16 protein-coding genes and 5 pseudogenes are annotated in these 16,487 nt (G+C 67.2%); 4 read left to right on the top strand and 17 right to left on the bottom strand.

The features are described 5' to 3' along the window. Window positions 1-46 precede the first annotated feature (46 nt). From CE453_RS01265 to CE453_RS29170, 3 genes and pseudogenes are all read left to right on the top strand, one after another. Window positions 47-337: a type II toxin-antitoxin system TacA family antitoxin gene (locus CE453_RS01265; protein WP_089173002.1), complete on the top strand. Its 291-nt coding sequence runs from the start codon at window positions 47-49 to the stop codon at window positions 335-337. Beyond that, window positions 325-843: a GNAT family N-acetyltransferase gene (locus CE453_RS01270; protein ID WP_089172951.1), complete on the top strand. Its 519-nt coding sequence runs from the start codon at window positions 325-327 to the stop codon at window positions 841-843. The genes CE453_RS01265 and CE453_RS01270 overlap by 13 nt, the downstream gene beginning before the upstream one ends. 47 nt (window positions 844-890) lie before the next feature. Beyond that, a pseudogene (locus tag CE453_RS29170) lies at window positions 891-1,078 on the top strand (hypothetical protein). 91 nt (window positions 1,079-1,169) lie between these two features. Here the strand turns inward: CE453_RS29170 and CE453_RS29545 are convergent. From CE453_RS29545 to CE453_RS01315, 8 genes and pseudogenes are all read right to left on the bottom strand, one after another. Then, window positions 1,170-1,610 (bottom strand): hypothetical protein, encoded by a 441-nt coding sequence (locus CE453_RS29545; RefSeq protein ID WP_349236620.1) that lies wholly within the window; start codon window positions 1,608-1,610, stop codon window positions 1,170-1,172. Window positions 1,611-2,085: 475 nt separating this feature from the next. Further along, window positions 2,086-2,361, bottom strand: coding sequence for a DUF4326 domain-containing protein (locus CE453_RS01285; protein WP_349236621.1), 276 nt, complete (start codon window positions 2,359-2,361; stop codon window positions 2,086-2,088). 62 nt (window positions 2,362-2,423) lie between these two features. Beyond that, a complete protein-coding gene (locus CE453_RS01290) occupies window positions 2,424-2,777 on the bottom strand; it encodes a DUF736 domain-containing protein (protein WP_089173004.1) in 354 nt (117 codons plus the stop codon). Window positions 2,778-3,402: 625 nt separating this feature from the next. After that, window positions 3,403-3,618 (bottom strand): annotated as a pseudogene (locus CE453_RS01295) (zincin-like metallopeptidase domain-containing protein); the annotation flags it as partial. Window positions 3,619-3,744: 126 nt separating this feature from the next. After that, a pseudogene (gene merBA, locus CE453_RS01300) lies at window positions 3,745-5,981 on the bottom strand (bifunctional organomercurial lyase/mercury(II) reductase MerBA). Window positions 5,982-5,985: 4 nt separating this feature from the next. Beyond that, window positions 5,986-6,162, bottom strand: a complete 177-nt coding sequence (locus CE453_RS01305; protein WP_248307738.1) for a mercury resistance system transport protein MerF — start codon at window positions 6,160-6,162, stop codon at window positions 5,986-5,988. 63 nt (window positions 6,163-6,225) lie between these two features. After that, complete coding sequence (locus tag CE453_RS01310) at window positions 6,226-6,513, bottom strand: heavy-metal-associated domain-containing protein (protein WP_089172866.1); 288 nt, start codon at window positions 6,511-6,513, stop codon at window positions 6,226-6,228. 23 nt (window positions 6,514-6,536) lie between these two features. Beyond that, window positions 6,537-6,962 carry a mercuric transporter MerT family protein gene (locus tag CE453_RS01315; protein WP_089172952.1) on the bottom strand — a complete coding sequence of 142 codons (426 nt, stop codon included), beginning with the start codon at window positions 6,960-6,962 and terminating at the stop codon, window positions 6,537-6,539. 86 nt (window positions 6,963-7,048) lie between these two features. Here CE453_RS01315 and CE453_RS01320 point away from each other — a divergent pair, with 86 nt between their 5' ends. After that, on the top strand, window positions 7,049-7,477 hold the full coding sequence (locus CE453_RS01320) for a MerR family transcriptional regulator (RefSeq protein ID WP_089172865.1): 429 nt from the start codon (window positions 7,049-7,051) through the stop codon (window positions 7,475-7,477). 14 nt (window positions 7,478-7,491) lie between these two features. Here CE453_RS01320 and CE453_RS01325 read toward each other — a convergent pair whose 3' ends face one another. The 9 genes and pseudogenes from CE453_RS01325 to CE453_RS01355 form a co-directional block, all read right to left on the bottom strand. After that, window positions 7,492-8,415 (bottom strand): ArdC family protein, encoded by a 924-nt coding sequence (locus tag CE453_RS01325; protein ID WP_089172864.1) that lies wholly within the window; start codon window positions 8,413-8,415, stop codon window positions 7,492-7,494. 221 nt (window positions 8,416-8,636) lie between these two features. Next, window positions 8,637-8,822, bottom strand: coding sequence for a hypothetical protein (locus CE453_RS29175; RefSeq protein WP_248307739.1), 186 nt, complete (start codon window positions 8,820-8,822; stop codon window positions 8,637-8,639). A gap of 250 nt (window positions 8,823-9,072) precedes the next feature. Next, complete coding sequence (locus CE453_RS01335) at window positions 9,073-10,839, bottom strand: hypothetical protein (RefSeq protein WP_248307740.1); 1,767 nt, start codon at window positions 10,837-10,839, stop codon at window positions 9,073-9,075. Then, the gene (locus CE453_RS29180) at window positions 10,776-11,237 is read right to left on the bottom strand and encodes a hypothetical protein (protein WP_248307716.1); all 462 of its coding nucleotides are present in this window, start codon (window positions 11,235-11,237) and stop codon (window positions 10,776-10,778) included. The genes CE453_RS01335 and CE453_RS29180 overlap by 64 nt, the downstream gene beginning before the upstream one ends. Continuing rightward, window positions 11,234-11,464, bottom strand: a complete 231-nt coding sequence (locus CE453_RS29185) for a hypothetical protein (protein WP_248307717.1) — start codon at window positions 11,462-11,464, stop codon at window positions 11,234-11,236. The genes CE453_RS29180 and CE453_RS29185 overlap by 4 nt, the downstream gene beginning before the upstream one ends. After that, window positions 11,461-13,074 (bottom strand): hypothetical protein, encoded by a 1,614-nt coding sequence (locus CE453_RS01340; protein ID WP_248307718.1) that lies wholly within the window; start codon window positions 13,072-13,074, stop codon window positions 11,461-11,463. Before CE453_RS01340 ends, CE453_RS29185 begins: the two co-directional genes overlap by 4 nt. Continuing rightward, entirely contained in the window at window positions 13,071-14,489 is a 1,419-nt protein-coding gene (locus CE453_RS01345; protein ID WP_089172860.1) for a tyrosine-type recombinase/integrase, read from the bottom strand. The genes CE453_RS01340 and CE453_RS01345 overlap by 4 nt, the downstream gene beginning before the upstream one ends. A gap of 267 nt (window positions 14,490-14,756) precedes the next feature. Further along, window positions 14,757-15,476, bottom strand: a pseudogene (locus CE453_RS01350) (ArdC family protein); the annotation flags it as partial. A gap of 305 nt (window positions 15,477-15,781) precedes the next feature. Then, a pseudogene (locus CE453_RS01355) lies at window positions 15,782-16,368 on the bottom strand (hypothetical protein). Between the last annotated feature and the right edge of the window lie 119 nt (window positions 16,369-16,487).

Here is a 16,487-nt window from a genome sequence, read left to right on the forward strand (position 1 = left end):
TTTACATTGTCTTTACATGGTCCATATTGCGGGCCTTGGAGGCAGCATGGCGCAGGCACGCAAGAAGGACATCAAATCCCGTTCGCTGATCAACCTACGGGTCTCCCCGGAGGACCGGCGGTTGATCGACCGCGCCGCCACGGCGACCGGCAAGAACAGGTCCGAGTTCATGCTGAACGCCGCCCGGTTCGCCGCCGAGGAGGCGCTGCTCGACAAAGTTCTGTTCCGTGTCGACGCCAAGACCTACGACGGGCTGACCGCATACCTCGATGAGCCACCGTCCGCTGACGCCAGCCTGCGCAAGCTGATGCAGACGCCGTCGCCGTGGCAGGGCTGACTGCAGCCGCGCCGCTCAGCCCTCCGGAGGCGCTGCGGGAGGACCACGAGACCGACGGGTTCGACAGCGGCGAGCCGACACTCGACGCATGGTTGGGCCGGCGCGCACGAGCCAACCAAGTCAGTGGCGCCTCGCGAACCTACGTCGTCTGCCGGGGGCAGCGGGTGGTCGGCTACTATGCGCTCGCCAGCGGAGGAATCGATCTCGACGCCGCGCCGGGCCGGTTTCGGCGCAATATGCCCGACCCGCTTCCTGTTGTGGTCCTGGGCCGTCTCGCCATTGCGCGCGACGAGCAAGGGCACGGCCTTGGCCACGCCATGCTTCGCGACGCCGCCTCGAGAGTGCTGCAGGCGGCCGAGCGCGTCGGCGTGGCGCTGCTCGTCGTGCATGCGCTCTCGGAGCGCGCGAAGCAGTTTTACCTCGGTTGCGGATTCAAGGAGTCGCCGCTCGACGCCATGACGCTCATGGTGAGGGTCAAAGACCTCGGCGACGCTCGAGCGCAGTGACCGCGTGCCGGTCGAGGATTTCGACAGGCGGAGAAAGGAGCCGCAACATGCCCGCAGTCCAACTTTCAGCCACGCCCAAGGGCAACGGCTACCAAGCGACCGTGACGTTTCCCGACGGCGTCTCGATGAGTTCGGAAGAGACTTATCGACGATCGGTGAGGCCATTGCCGCGGCGGCGATGAAGCTGCTCGACATGCCGGACCGCCTTGCGCGACTGGATCAGCCTAACGGTTGATTCAAAGAGGCGGCGGCGCCGCCGCGCGTCTGCGAGCGCGGGCTTCGGACGGTCTCGAGGCGACGGCTGGCGACGACGCCGGTGATGTCCGTTAAGTGCCGAGCCAACGAAATGACCGCTCCAGGAAAGCATGCCCGTTCGCGCGCGCCCACTCGCCGTGAGCGACGACGACACGCTGGCATTTCCAGTTCAGCACCTTCTCCCGCGCGCGGCGCGCTGGCGCATGGTTGATAAACGACAGCCGCCACTCAAGTGGCGCGCAAGCCTGCTCCTGGGTGAGGCCGTCGAGGCGCGCCAGAAAGCGCCACCATCCCCAGTGCTCTCGCAGAAATCGATCGCTGAACGTTTGGATGAGGTCCGCGACGATCGCGGTCCCGGAGGGAGCGTGAAAGAAGACGACCTCATCCATGGCGAAAGAGCCGCGGAACCACGCCTGGTCAATGTCGGGACTCCACTCGCGCGGCGGGCTTTCCGTGAGCGGCTCGCGGAAGGAGAGGTCGGGACGCTTTCTGATTGTCGACGCGGTCCCCACAGCGCCACCTCCGGGTAAGCCTGGCGCCACTCCTTCAGATACAAGTGGTGGAGCTTGTTGGGGCTTACGAGGTGGCGGACACGACCCAGACGGTCAATGTCGCCGTGCAATTCCGGGGTGAGCTTTACGGGCGACCATATCCAAAGGTCGGCATCACCCAATCGAGCGACGACTGAACGCGTTGGGTACGGCGCGCCATAGAAGCTGACGTTCCCGCCGTCCACGACCCATAGAGCGTCATCCACTTGCTCAAGCATTCGGCGCCTCATCTTGTGTCCGTATGTTAGCCGAGATCCGACGTTGAACGGGAGATCAACGAACCGCTGATGTCGTCTTGCGGCGGGCAGCCGCCGCGACACGCCCGGAATCCTTCGGATTCCCCCGCGGTGACGAGCGAGGGAATCGATCTGCGATCCGGCGGCGTGGCGGAGCCCGTCCACGGCCGAAGCGTTCGGACGGGCTCGCAAGGCGCGTCTCACCCGCGCCGGTTCGCGAGGTCGACGAGCACGTCGCCGTGGCATGCGTGCGGCGCGCACCAGCAGACGACATCGCGGCCGCGCAGCTCGTCCAGTGCGCCCATGAGCTCGGGCTGCGCGACAACCCATTTGCGGTACTTCGCGATGACCTCGGCGCGCGTGCCGTCGCGCCCGATCACGAACGGGTTGCCCCACTTGCTCGGGCGGCCAATGTAAACACGGCCGGCCGTTGAGTGCTTGCCGACCTTCCGTGCGTTTAAGACTTTGCACATCATCGCTCTCCTTTCCGCGCGCGCCCGAAGGCCCCGCCGGCAGGCGGCGCCTTCGTCGCAGCGTCTCAGTCGCGGTTCGATCGCGACCAGATGAGCGAGAAGCCTTCCTCGCCTTCGACCTCAACCAGCGTCGCGTAGATCGGAGCCGGGAAGCTCGGGTCGTCCAGCTTGACCGAGTGGTACTCGCGGCCGGTGTCCTGGGACTTCTTCTTCCACATCGCGCCGAACTCGATGTTCGCGCCCGCGAAGATGCGGTAGTCCGGAGCCTTGTCCGAGCTCCGCTCGGCCGGGACGATCTTGGTCTTGACGGTGCCCAGGGCGAGAGTCTTGACGGTGCCGACAAAGCCGTTGCCGTTGGCGGTGAAGTTGCCGATGGTAGCCATGTTCGTGTCCTCTTCCGTTTCTCGGGCCGCGACCATCGCGACCTCGATGGCAGTCGTCAGCCGAAGGCGATCGGACCGGTCACCCGAAGGGCCGCAACGCAGTGGAGGACGGCCAGGGCGAGGCTTTCTTGCCCCGCGAGGAATGGGCGCGCAGCGGCCAGGGGAAGAAAGCCGAGAACGGCCGTTGCGGTCTTGAGATCGAGACGGAGCGCAGCGAACGACGGCCTTCGGATAGACATGCCAAATCGAGGACGCAGTGGGCGCGCCAGGCCGAACGATGAGGAGACGCGGCAACCGTCGGAACGCTGCATCCCCGCGGCGGCATTTCAGGCACCACTCGAACACGCTTGCCCCGCTTCGTCCAAGGCCTCCCGGCCGGCGATCAACGCCGGACGACCGGGGAGACGCGATCGCGGCGCACGCGCACGGCCGACATAGGGAGACTGATCATCCAAACAGCGGGCTGCCGCCTCGGAAAGCCGCGGCCTGCGCCAGCCTGTCTCGCGACGTGACGGAATGGCGAGGGGTGGGGAGCTCTCACTCCCGGTCGCCACAACAATGACGAAGGACACAAGAAAGGCCCCGCCTGCCGGCGGGGCCTTCGGATGCTGGAGAAAGGGAGCGGTGGCCGCAATCACCCACCGCACGGAAACTGGCGCACTTAAGCCGCCTCGTCGACCTCGGCCGCTTTCGGTTGAAAGCCGTGCAAGTACGTGACGGCGCGCTGCGCGTGCGCCGCAGCCGAGAAGATGAAGCGCTTGTCATTGGACAGCACCTCCAACCACGACGCGAGGTAGCTCGCGTGGTCGGCGCGCGGCTCGAGCTCGGGCACGATACCGAGGTCCGCACTGAGGAAGCAGGCGCCGAGCTCCGCGATTTATCTGAACAGTCAACCTGTCTCAGGCGGATTTTTCGGCGGCATTTGTCTGAAAATCCACACGCTTCCGATCGATCTCGACGCGTGAGACAGATTCGAGGGGTGCTCAGAGGCCCTTGCCACTATTCAACCGGCGCAGCAGGACAGCTTGGCGACGTCCCTGTCGAAGGCTAGCGCCGCGAGCTTCAGGCCCTCGACGGTGGTGAGGTACGGAAAGATCGTGTCCGCCAGATCGTCGACGCTGAGCCCCTGCCGGATTGCCAGTGTTGCGGTCTGGATGCTGTCGGCGCCTTCCGGCGCGAGGATGTGCGCGCCAAGCAGCCGGCCGCTGCCGGCGTCGGCGACGAGCTTGATGAGCCCACGTGTGTCGCGGGCGGCAAGCGCACGGGGCACCTGGTCGAGACCGATCGTCGAGACGCGGACCGCATGCCCGGCGGCGCGCGCTGCGGCCTCGATCAGCCCGACGCTCGCCACCTGCGGATCGGTGAACACGATCGCCGGCATGGCGCTGTTGTCATAGCGCAGGCTGTCGCCGTTAAGGGCGTTCTTGGCCGCGAGCTTGGCACCGTAGGCAGCCATGTAGACGAACTGGTCGCGGCCGGTGACGTCGCCGGCGGCATAGATGCCAGCGCGCGTCGTGCGCATGCGGTCATCGACGACGATGCCGCCCTTCGGCGAGATGGCAATCCCGTGCTCGGCAAACCCGAGGCCTTCGATGTTGGGCGTGCGGCCGGTGGAAATCAGCACCTGATCGGCGCCGACAGCAATATCCTCGCCGTCGCGCGTAACGGTCAGTGAAACGCCGCCCTCAGTCTTGCGGATCGTACGGTAGGCGATGCCGGAGACGACAGTGATCCCTTCGTCCTCGAAATACCCCGTCAGCGCCGCGCCGATCTCCGGCTCGGCCTCAGGCAACAGTCGCGAGCGACAGACGAGCGTCACCTTGACGCCGGCACGGGCGAACATCTGGGCGAGTTCCGCGCCGATATAGCCGCCGCCGATGACGAGCAGTGAGGACGGCAGCTTCTCAAGCTCGAGCGCCGACGTGCTGGTCAGATACGGCACGGTCTCGATCCCAGGGATGGCGGGGATTGCCGGCCGCGCGCCGGTAGCGATGATGATTTTGCCGGCCGGAATGCGTGTACCATTCACCTCGACACCGTCGTCGACGAGGCGCGCCGGCCCATCGCGATACGCGATGCCGTTGTAGGCGGGGAGCAGGTCGACATACTTGGCCCGGCGCAGCTCCGAAACCAGCGCGTCCTTCTGACGAACGGTTCCGCGCCAGTCGGCCAGTTCGGCCTCGGCTGTGATGCCGGCAAAACGGGCTGCCACGCGAGCGTTGTGCAGCGTCTCAGCGGCGCGGATGAGGGTCTTCGATGGTACGCAGCCGACATTGACGCAGGTGCCGCCGATGGTACCACTGCCGATCAGCGCGACTTGGGCGCCCTGATCAGCGGCGGTGATCGCGGCAGAGAAGCCGGCCGAGCCGGCGCCAATCACGACGAGGTCGTAGGTGCCACCATTGCGGCCGTTGGCCGGGAAGGGGCGGCTTGCGACCGCCGTGCTCTTCGACGCCGTATCGAGTCCAGCAAGGCTCGGCCCGAACAGAGCGCGGCCAGCCTGCAGTCCTTCCTCGATCGACAGCCGGAAACCCGGCTTGTCGGCAGAACGTTCGTCGCGCCAGAGGGAGAGATGCTCGTCCGAGCAGAAGAAGGCGGTCGTCGCGCAGAGCGAGCTCGCGGCGCAGCCGCCTTCATAGCGGACACTTTGCCACATGACGGCCGTCGACGGCGCGACGGCGGCCAGCGCCCGTCCTCGCTCACGCGTCGTGATCCGGATCGGCGCGCCGCAATGGCGGCATTGCGAGGCGATCGCGACGTCACGACCGGTCATGGCGCCGATGCCGAGCGCGTCGACCGCGCACATGGCGTTGAGAACATGTCCGTCCAGCGTGACCCGATGGCCGGTGTCGCGGTCGGTGAAGGGATAGGCACCGACGATCTGCTCGCCGTCGAGAACGACGAGGTCGCGCCGGCGAAGTTCTGCGAGCAACGGCCAGATGGCCGTCTCGCTCAAACTTGCACGTTCCGCAAGCGCGCCTATAGCCGGGGCCTGCCCGTCTTCGGCGTAGAGCTGGAGCAACGCAACGCGCACGCGGTCCGTGGTGGGATCGTAGCCGCTCCAGCGATTGAGCACGTGGTCGGAGCCGACCATCGCCTGCAAGGCGTCTCGGACCGCCGGCAATGTGACGGCCGACCAGTCCGGAAACGTAACATCGGGCCGCACGGCGAAGCTCGGCAGTGTCGCGGGCTGAGAAACGGCAGGTTTGTCCCGGAGGAGGATGCACAGCAATCGTTCATGGCTTCAGGCTTCCTTGTGGTTCTTGCTCTCGCCGCAGGCCGCATTCGCCCGGCGGCGGTAGAGGCCCCACGCTATGAGTCCCAGGCTGACGGCCAGCAGTGAAAACGCCATCAGATCCGCGCTGACGAGCCACGCGCCCAGACCGACGAGCGGCAGCAGGACGGCAAGAATGGGTGTCACGCAGCAGATCGCAGCTATTATGCCGCCGCCACGCCGGTGCGGACCAGGGCAAGGTCGTTCATGTCAACTGCCCTGCCTCGGGTGGGCCGGATAACCGGCATTCATGCTGGCGGCCGCGATGGCATCGGGGTTCGTCTTCGCATCGTCGAAGGTGACAGTCGCGGTCTTCGCCTCGAAGGAGACGGTCACATTCGCGACGCCGGGGACCGCCGCCATCGTGGTCTTCACAATGTAGGGACACGTGGCGCAGGTCATGTTGTCGACGGCGAAGGTGATGGTGCGCTCGCCGGCCCAGGCGGCAGGGGCCAGCATCAGCGAGCCGATCAGGGTGCAAACGCTCAAACTCTTCATAGGGGGAGGCTCTCCTTTCGGTATCAGGCGGAAAGCAGCAGCGGAGCAACGTAGTCGAAGGCGAAGGCAGCAACGACGAGAACCGTTGCCATCCAGAGTCCGATCTGGACGAGGCGGCTGGGGGCGGGGCGTGTGCAGGCTTCGCCGTCGGCGCAGGCTCGCCGTGGCTTCCAGTAGACGAGGTAAAAGCCGTAGCCGAGAACGCCTGTCGTCCCAGCGACGAAGAAGGGCTTGTAGGGGGCAAGTGCCGTCAGATTGCCAATCCAGGCACCGCTGATACCAAGGCTGAACAGGATGAGTGGAATGATGCAGCAGGACGAGGCGCCGATGGCGCCGAGAATACCGCCGACTGCGACCAGGCGCTGCCGCCGGACCTCATTCTGCTCGGGCGTCGTCAGCTTCGCTGCAGTCGGTGCAATGTCTGCTGGTCCATATCGCGATGCATTCATGTCAGGACTCGCTTTCCTTGCCGAATTCCTATCCAGGCGCTAGTGTGCAGTCTGTAGCAACTACAGAGTCAAGAGGGCTTTTTGCGATGGGCGATCACGCCGGGATGAAGGGCATACAGCGGGCCGAGCTCGCCCGGCGGACGGGCTGCAATCTGGAGACGGTGCGCTATTATGAGAAGGTCGGCCTTCTGCCCGAGCCGCCGCGCACGGCGAGCGGCTATCGCAGCTACAACAGCACTCACGAGCGGCGGCTTCGCTTCGTTTTGCGGGCGCGCGAGCTCGGGTTCTCGCTTGACGAAATCCGTGAGCTCCTGCGTCTCGTTGACGAGCGCGACCGGCCCTGTGCCGAAGCACGCGATGTCGCTGCCGTCCACCTTGCCGACGTCCGGGCGAAGATCGCCGACCTGAGGCGCATGGAGCGGGTGCTCGAGGACGTCGTTGCCCAGTGCGGCGACGGCACGCTCCCGGAGTGTCCGCTGATCGAGACGCTGTTCCAGGAGCGAACCGTCAACTGATCGAGCAGGGGCGCCTATGCGGCGCCCCGGACCTCGTGCTGGCGATCGCCGACCTGCTGCGCGTGCATCCAGTCGGTGATCTCCTGCGCCTTGCTCGCGGCGGTGAAGATGGCGCGCGAGTCGGAACGCAGCACCTTGAGCCAGGAGGCGATGTAACGGGCGTGGTCGGGTCGCGGCTCGACGCTCAGGTTGAGATCGGCGCAGATCATCGCGCTCAAGAGCTCGACCGTGCATTCCTCCATCGCGTAGGCGGCCGAGCCGAAGCGTCCGGAAAGATCGCGGTCGAGGCGATGCCTGGCGCCGGAAGCGTGGCCGCATTCATGCAGCAACACGGCGTAGTAGGCGACCGCGTCGCGGAAGCAGGCGAACTCCGGCATCTGCACCTGGTCGGTAGACGGGCGGTAGTAGGCCTGCGGTCCGCCGTGGCGGATGTCGATGCCGAGGGCCGCGCAGAACCGTTCGGCCCGCTCGATCCGCTCGACCTCGGGCAGCTCCGGCGTCTCGGGCGGTGTGTAGCCGTCGACCTGCGCGCAGTTGAAGACGGTGTAGCCGCGGGCGAACATCCGCCGGGCGGGCTCGTCGCGATCCTCGTCGCCGTGTTGGGCGTCCGCATCGCCGCGATCGGTGGTCTTCCAGAACACGACCAGATGGCCGCGTTCGCCCTTGCGAACCTGGGCGCCGAGCGCCTGCCATTGGCGGTAGGTGCCCCAAATGCCGGCGGGATAGCCGGCCGCGTGCGCCGCGGCCCAGAGCGAGAGGATGTTGACGCCACGATAGGCCTTGCACGAGGCGACGTTGACCGGCGTGGTGATGGCCGATCCGTCGTGATGCCACGGCATCCGGTAGTCGCCGGCGCCGGCTTCGATGGCGGCGATGATCTGGCTGGTGACACGCTCGTAGATATCAGTCCGGGTCGAGTTGCTGCGATCTGTGGTCATGGGTGCCTCCTTCAGCTCGCCCTCTCCGTCGAGGGCGAGGCGGCAGGGGCAGACGCGGGGGGGCCGGCCCGTCACACCCTGTTCTCGGTGCTGGTGCGGAACAGGGTTGATGGGCTGGCAGCGTCTGCCACACCCGAGCCCCTGCCTCGACGGGCGAGCTTGAAGAGGCACCCATGACCGACGACCGCAAGACCGGTCGACGATAGGCAGTTGCGCGGCTCTCAGCCGGCGCCGTCTCGCGGCGGGCGTCGCAGCGCGACGACCTTGGCCTCGCGCGATCGGTCAAGCTCGTCCTGCAGACCGGCTATCACCGCATCCCGCTCGGCGATCTGCAGCGTCAGCACCTGGATGTGCTGGGCGAGCGTGCGGGCGAGGCCGCGCAGCTCGGCGATCTCGGCGCCGCGCACGGCGCGCAGCTCGGCCTCGAGCGCGCGGATGCGCTCCTTGAGGGCTCTCGGAGTGGCTCGCCGGTGGCGTGCTTCGGCGGCACGGAACTCGGCGAGAACATCGACCGCACGGTTCGCCGTCGCCCGGCTGACTCCGGCTCGCGCGCCAGGTTGGCGACGGTCAGCGCGCCGTCGGTGCGCTCGGGGCGGCCGTCGAGCAGCCGTGCCATCGCCGCCCGCAGCGCCGCCTCGCTCTTCGGGCCGAGCGCGCTCATGCGGCGCCCTCTATCAGGGGTGCGATGAGCCGGCGTTTGCGTTCGTTGTCGCGCGCGATGGCTTCGCGTTGCAACGGCGACAGGCGCCGGTCGGCAAGCAGCCCTTCGCCCTCGGCGATCGAGGCCTGCCACGGCTCGCGATGCCGGGCGGTCAGACAGGCGTTCGGGCAGCGATCGGGACTGCATCGGGAAAGCGCCGGCGCCGTTCGCTCGGGATCCGCCACGTCCGTGAGGCAGAGGGCGGTCGCCGCATCGAAGAGGCAGTCATTGAGGAAGCCGACATGCAACGTCCGTCCGAGATGGGCGAGCGTGGTGCGCAACCGCTTGCGGTCCATGATCCGGCCGGGAAGATCACCGATCTCGTCGTGGACGCGGGCGAACTCCCGTCGCAATCGCGCCGCACCCGGTCCGGCCGGACCTTCGTCGCGCAGATAGGCCTCGTAATGGGCGACAATGTCGTCGAGCTGGCCGAGCGCGCGCTCGCGCTCGACGGCGAGGCGGAAGTCGGCCCGCGCCGATCCGGCATAACCTTCGAACATGGCGACCGAGGCGTGCTTGTACTGGATCTTGCCGGCGATGGTGCCGAACGGCCGGTTGGCGATGTACCAGGAAATTGTGCGGCGCAGCTGCCGCGTCGTGAACTTCCACGGCTCGTCGCCGGGGCGCGGGATCGCTGGTCCGCCTTCCGAACGCGCGTCCAGGCCGTCGCGGAACAGATTGAGCGTTGCCGTTGCGCCCATGCCGAGGTGATCGGCGCTCCAGGGCCAATCCTTCAGCGTCACCCACAGGGACGAGAGTCCCTTCTCCTTGCGATTGCGCGCCGAGAGCACCTCCATGACTTCCACGGCGCGGGCGACCGGCTCAATGGTGATCCAGTCGGCCGTCACGCCGCGCGGGCCATGGCGCTTGTAGACGGTGCTGCGCACCCGATAGCGTTCGACCAGGCCGTCGCCGCTACGCACCGGCGACACGCAGCCCGGCTGCATCGCCTGCACCTCGCTGTCGCGCATGCCGGTGAGATAGGCGCAGACGATATAGCAGGCGCCCTGCAGCATCCGCTCCTCGCGGGCGAGACTGAGGCCGTCGAAGCGCTCGCGCCATGACAGGCCGGTGTCCGGATCAATGGAGATCGGCGTATCGAGACCGCCAACCTCGGTTCCGAGCTCGGCAGCCATCTCCTCGATCAGTCGCGCGGTCGCCTCGGACTGGCTGACGCGGCCGCTCTCCGGCGCACCGGCGTGCAGCCGCATCAAGTGCAGATTGTAGGGTGGCAGCTCCTGGCCGGTCAGCGGATCGATCCGGCGGGCGGCGTTGGGCGCGCGCTCCCAGATCGGGATACCCCGGCCGGCAGCCCGGCGCGCGTCGAGCCACTTCGCCACGCGGGCCCGATAGGTCCTGGCGACGGCCCGTCCGGTCTGCTGATCCCGCGCCATCAGCCGGGCGCAGCGGGCCTCGAGAGCATCCAGCTCCGCCCGCGCCGCGAGAATGTCGGGTGCATAGATCTCAACATACTTGAGCGCCCAGCGAAGCATGGCGCCGATGACCGGCTCGGGAATGCGCGGCGTGGCGTTCTCGGCAGGCGCCGGCGGCCGGCCGGCGACACGGTGCGCGGCGTGCCCGCGCCACGGCAGAAAGCCGATACCGCCGCCGGTCAGCCACGGCGCCAGGTGGTGCAGGTCAATCGGCACCTCGACATACTTCACCGTCTCGTGGGGCGTTCTCCGGCCGCCGTCGCGGGCATGCACCAGATAGGCGTCGAGCAAAGCCGGATCCACTCGGCCGAGGTCGACGGCGCCGAGCTGCGTCCGAAGGAACGCGGCAAAGTGCTGGATGTAGCGCAGAAGCCGGATCGCCGAGGTCGCGCCGCAGGCGCACGATATCCCGGCAAGTGGATGCGCAGACGGGCGATTACATACTCTTTCGCCAGACGGCGCGTGACCGGATCGGCGATGCGGGCGAAGTTGAGCCGGTAATTGCTGTAGCGCGCGTTCACCCGGAAGATGGCGGCGCTCAAATCCCAGTGATCGTCACCGAAACGGTGGAGCTGCGCGCGGTCGGCATCGTCCCTGATTGCGACGCCGGCGAGCACGGGCTCGTCGTCACTGTAAATGACCGAGGGCAAAGAAGGTCTGGCTGGAAGTGTGATCGGTGCTGGCATCATGGCGCTCCCGCTTCAGGCGGAAGGTAGATCAGCCTCGGGTCCGCAGCCGCAGCCTGTCGCGCCTCATCAATCTCGGCTTCGCTGAACCGGGGCAGGATCTGATCGGCGATCCGGCCATGAACGCGGCCGAACTTGGTCGTCCAGTCGGCTTCGGTGAGCGCTTGTCTCTGCGTCCTGATAAAGCTGAGGAACGACAGCAGCGCGGGCAGCTTGCGGGCCGTGATCACCGCGTTGCTGCATTCGAGACAGCCCCAAAAGGGCGACGGACAGGCTTCGCCTCTGGGCCGAACGGGCTCGCGTAGAACCCGCCGCAACTGGCGAGCCAGACATCCTGTTCGCCGCGGAGCAACGCGGTGACAGCGGCGGCGCCGGAAATGGGAAGACCGGTCGCGTGGTCGGGATCGACCCGGACGGCCGCTTCCTCGTCCGGCGACAGCACGCAGGGACGCAGGGCTGCGTCAAGCGCATCGCTCATGGCGTCGGCGATCGTGGCTTCGTGAATATGGCGAAGCGCGGGAATGTCGGCGTAGTGATTGGCCGCAACCGCGGTGCTGTGCCCAACGGCAAAGCGCTCGAGCTGGCCGCCCGTGCGCCGGTACCATGCCGCCTTGTGAGTCTTGCGCAGGCGAGTCAGGTTGAGACGAAGGGGCTGGTCCTGTTCATCGCGGATGTCATGCCGGCGGGTCCATGAAGCCACAGGCTCCTTCATGCCAAGCACGCGCGGGATCAAGCGGCCCCAGGCGTAGTGGACCCAGAGCGTATCGGCGCCGAGCCGGTCTCGCGCCGGGCCGGTCCACTGCAGCACCTTGCGGATCAGACCGCCCGGAGTCGAGGAACCGCCGTCGCGCACGCGCAGCCGCTTCCACTCAGCGCCGCGCGCCCGCCGCTTACAATACTCAATCTCGACATAGCCACCCGCCGGATTCTTCAGGCAATCTGCCCGCAGGTCCTTGATCGCTTCGATCTCGAGCCCCGTGTCGAGCGAGACAAGGACTATGAGCGACACGAGGTCGGCGGCGAGCAGGTGCCGGCGGCCATGCAGATCGTGGATCAGGCGATCGTTCGGCAAGCCGCTCTCACGGCGGAGTGTGTAGAGCCGCTTGAAGAGAGGATGCCTGTGCCCAATGACGCCTTCCGCATCGATCGCCGCCATGGCCGCTTCGTGTGCCGCCGCGAGCGCGCTGCTTCGAAAGGCGTCCTCGACCGTCGGCATTCGATCTGCGTCAGCGAAGCGACGGATGATGGCGGCCAGATCGGTGCGTGCCGCGGTCCGCAACGCCTTCGCGATATCGTCGCCATAGGCATCACGCGGCCGGGCGCGCACGCCCGGCCGGTCGCTCGTGTACATCAAGCGCCGCGAGGCATCGGGCGGCAGGCGGCCGGGCTCGGCGGCTTCGGCGAGCCGCAGCAAGTTGAGCACCTTGCTCATCCGGTGCAGCCGGTGATTGGGATGCAGGCCGCTCTCCTCCATCCAGGCGTCGAAGCCGTCGATGCAGGCGGCGCTCACGTCGGACAATCTGACGACGTGGGGACTAACGGCGTCGAGATACCGCCAGAACGTCTTAAGCGCATTGGCATAGGCGGAAGCGGTCGAGATCGAGCCGGCCGGACCGCCGACCTGGCAGGCGCGCCAGAGAGCACCGGCAAAACTCCGGGCCAACGCCCTGCGGCCGCTGAGCATCGTCAGGTCGATTGTCTTGCTACGGTCCGCAAGCGTGACGGAGAAGCGCAGCGACGCGATCGCAGCGACGGCTTCACCCTCGGGGTCGGGCAAGGCTTCGGGAAACAGTGCACGGCGGCCCGGCCACCGCTTTAAGGCAGTCATCGCGGCAATCATGCGGCATCTCCAGCCGTATCTTCTGCCCAGCGATCCGCGGCCGCCTCGACCAGCTCCTGCGCCTCGGCAAGGCTGTCGAGATAGATGTAGGTGCTGGTCACGCTGGCGTGCCCCAGCAGGTGCTGCAGCTTCTGCAGCGGATCGCAGAGAATCCGCCGGTAGGCCGCGCCGTGCCGGTCCTGCGGATCGAACACCGAGCCGATCTGCTCGCGGATCAGCATGGAGAGCATGTTGCCGGCGAAGGTATGCCGCAAGGTATGCGGCGTCACGTCGATCTCGATGCCGAAGCGACGACAGCGGACGCAGGCCCGGCGGAAGGCAGCTTCCCAGGTGGCCGGCGGGACAGGCTGGCCGCATTCGGTCAGCCAGAGCACGGCATGCTGCGCCGTAGCGGGTGCACCGATCAGCACGCGCCGGCGCTCGCGTGGCGTCAGGCGGTCGACCCGAACACGCTTGCCTGCGTCATCTCTTACCTTCCTGTCCACCGGCATTAGCCAGAGCGGATCGGACAGCGCCGGTTCGGACCGGGAGGCGGAAATCGTGCGCTCGAAGTCGATGTAGTCGGCGATCATCCTCAGCACCCTGCGGGGAATAGGGATGCGCCGTGGCCGTCCGCCCTTGGCGATCGGACCGGCAAGATCGAACGGCGCTGAGCGCGATCCAGCCTCGGTCAGGCGCGGAAGCTCCGTCAGGAGCAGGCTGCCGGCCTCGGTCAGCCGCAAACCGGTCGTGACGAGAAGCTCGGCGAAGAGGGCGTTCCGCTCCCCATTGCGGCCACGCCACGCAGGATCCTCGGAACCGTCCGGCAGACGTCCTCTCAGCCCGACGTCGCGAAAAAGCAGGTAGCGGCCGAGGTCAATGTATCGGGTATCGTGCCGACGCGCTGCGCGCTCACGTGCCCGGTTCGTCGTGACGGCCACCATGGCGCGCCTACCCGACGCCCGCCGTAGCGCGACGCCGTAGCCGAAGGGCGAGGTCGTGATGATCTCCTCTTCAACGGCCCAGCGATAAAGCTTGTCAAGCGCGGCAACGCAACGGTTCCAGCTCGACGCCGAAATGCGGTATGCGGCGTCCGACAGGCGCCGTGCCCGATGAAACGCCAACACGTCATGGCGGTCGGCCTGCCAGACCGTCTTGCCGCCGCGGCGTTCGTGGAGGAAGCGTGCCCAAACAAGAATATCGCGTGCGTAGGAGCGCCACGTGTTCGGCGATCGCGCCCCCATAGCGGGACAGGCGCGGAAGAACCGGTTGAGATCAAGATCGTAGCTGCCGTCATCCATCAGGATGAAGGGCATGTCATCGATCAGCCCGGCGCGCTCGGCCGTGTCAAGCGCGCCGGGCGCAGTGTTCACTGCGAAACCATCTATGGAAAGCGGGCGCGAAACAGCGCCAAGGTCGGTAAAATATAACTGCACGCACGATACCTGAACGGAGCGCCTTCGGCGCAACTCTTTTGTTTGGAATGCGAGGGGTTCCCTCGCGCTCTCCCGTTCGCCACGTGGCAGGGGTGCAGGACTTTGCCTGCACCCCATGAACAAGCTTGTGGAGTCGCCGCCGCGTCAAGCGTTGTCCTCGCTTACGCTGCGGGAACGCTTGACTCGGACGTCTGAAGAGCCTCATCGGAACCGCCGATGATGCCTCCCCATGCCTGATTCTGAGACAGGATCACAGTGTCAGGATAAGGCGACCAGCTCCTCGCGGGCGCGCTCGCTGCGGTCCTTGGCGTAGCGGCTGAGATCGCGGTCGACGCGGTGCGCGGGCGCCGTCCAGTGCACGCATTCGTGCGCGAGCGTCGCCGTGTAGCTCTCCGCGTCGCGGAAGCTTTCAAACGGCGGCATCTGGATGAGGTCGAGCGACGGCGCGAAGTAAGCCTTGTCGCCGCCGTGCCGGATCGTCGCGCCGGTGTTGGCGAAGAACGCCTCGGCGTGCGCGATGCGCTGCGCCGGCGGTGTGGCCGGCGCAGCCGCGGCCTTGTAGTACTGTTCGGGAAGCCCGTCGATCTGGTCGACGCAGAACACCGTGTAGGCGCGCAGGAACGGCACCGTGCGCTCGACGTCGTCGCCGTTGTCGTCCGTCTCGGTCTTGGTGACCTTGTTGGCGTAGACCACCATCGTCCCGCTCTCGCCCTTGCGGATGTGTCCGCCGAGCTCGAGCGACTGCTTGAAGGTCATCCAGGTCGACGACGCGAAGCCGCGCGCCACCGCCTCCGACCAGAGCAGCACGACGTTGATGCCCTGGTAGGGCATTCCGTTGTGGCGCCGAGGCCGTGTGATGCGGCCGACGGCATTCGCCGCGCTCCAAGGCCTGACCCAAGGGCGCACGCCGCGCTCGAGGTCCGCGACGATGCGATCGGTGATGCGCGCGTAGACGTCGGCGCGCGGCTTCTCTTCCTTCCTGCTCATTTCAATGACCTCCGTTTTGGAGGCCGCGCCTGCCGCGGCCCCTCACGGGGTCCGCGGCGGCGGCATCGCGCGCTCGCGCACCCGCAGGGCCGCAGCGCAGCGGAGGACGGCGAAGCCGTTGCGCGTGCGTGGCATCCGCCGCATGGACCACGGATCGGGGAGGGGCCGCGGGCGCGGAGCGCCGCTCTTTAGATTTTCATTGGTCTTGTCTTGGTTTTGTCGGCGGCACGAAGAAAGGGCCGGTCTCGCGACCGGCCCTCAGAGAGAGCAGAGTGAAAGGCGGGGCCGGAGCCCCGCCGAGAGTGCTATTCGAACGCCGACATCTGGGCCGCTGCGGCCTTCTTCGAGACTGTCTCGCCGGCGTGCTCGACCTGCCGTTCGAATGGCTTCCAGGCTTCGCCGATGACCTGCTCGTAGGCGGCGACGGCCCCTCGGCCGCCATCCGGAGTGCGTGCGCCTGAAGGCCCATGTCGGCTGCGAACTCGCGCTTGCGCTGCGCCTGGCTGTCGAAGCCGACGGGGCCGTCGAGGTCTTCGTCGCGGGCGTCGTTGGCGAGTTTGGCAGTGGCCTCGCGAGCTTCGGTCACGGCGCGGGAGTAGAACTGGCCGGCGCCATGCGCGGAGCCGACGTAGGAGCCGACGATGCGTTGGAGGTGGATCTCCATCGCGCGGTCGCTGAGCCCGTCCTTCAGGGCGTCGGCGGTCTCGACGACGAGCCGCTCGTGCAGGTCGCGGATGCCGTCGCTGTCGAGGACGGCGAGGCCGAAGCTCTCGGAGATGCGCAGCGTCTGCGCGGCGTCGGGGCAGGCGAGGCGGACCATTTCGAGGGTCGTGCCGCGGCGGAGCGGGATGACGCGGGCGGTGGAGCGAGGGGAGCGGGCGGTCTTGGTCATGGTGTGATCCTTTCTCGGTTTCACCTTGGGAGCTGTCGGGCCTTTGCCGACGCCCCCTCGGGTGCGGTCGACCAGAACCGGCCCCAGCGGGCCGCTTCAGGGGGCGGCGGCTGCCAGGG

Source organism: Bosea sp. AS-1 (assembly GCF_002220095.1).
Taxonomy (GTDB): domain Bacteria; phylum Pseudomonadota; class Alphaproteobacteria; order Rhizobiales; family Beijerinckiaceae; genus Allobosea.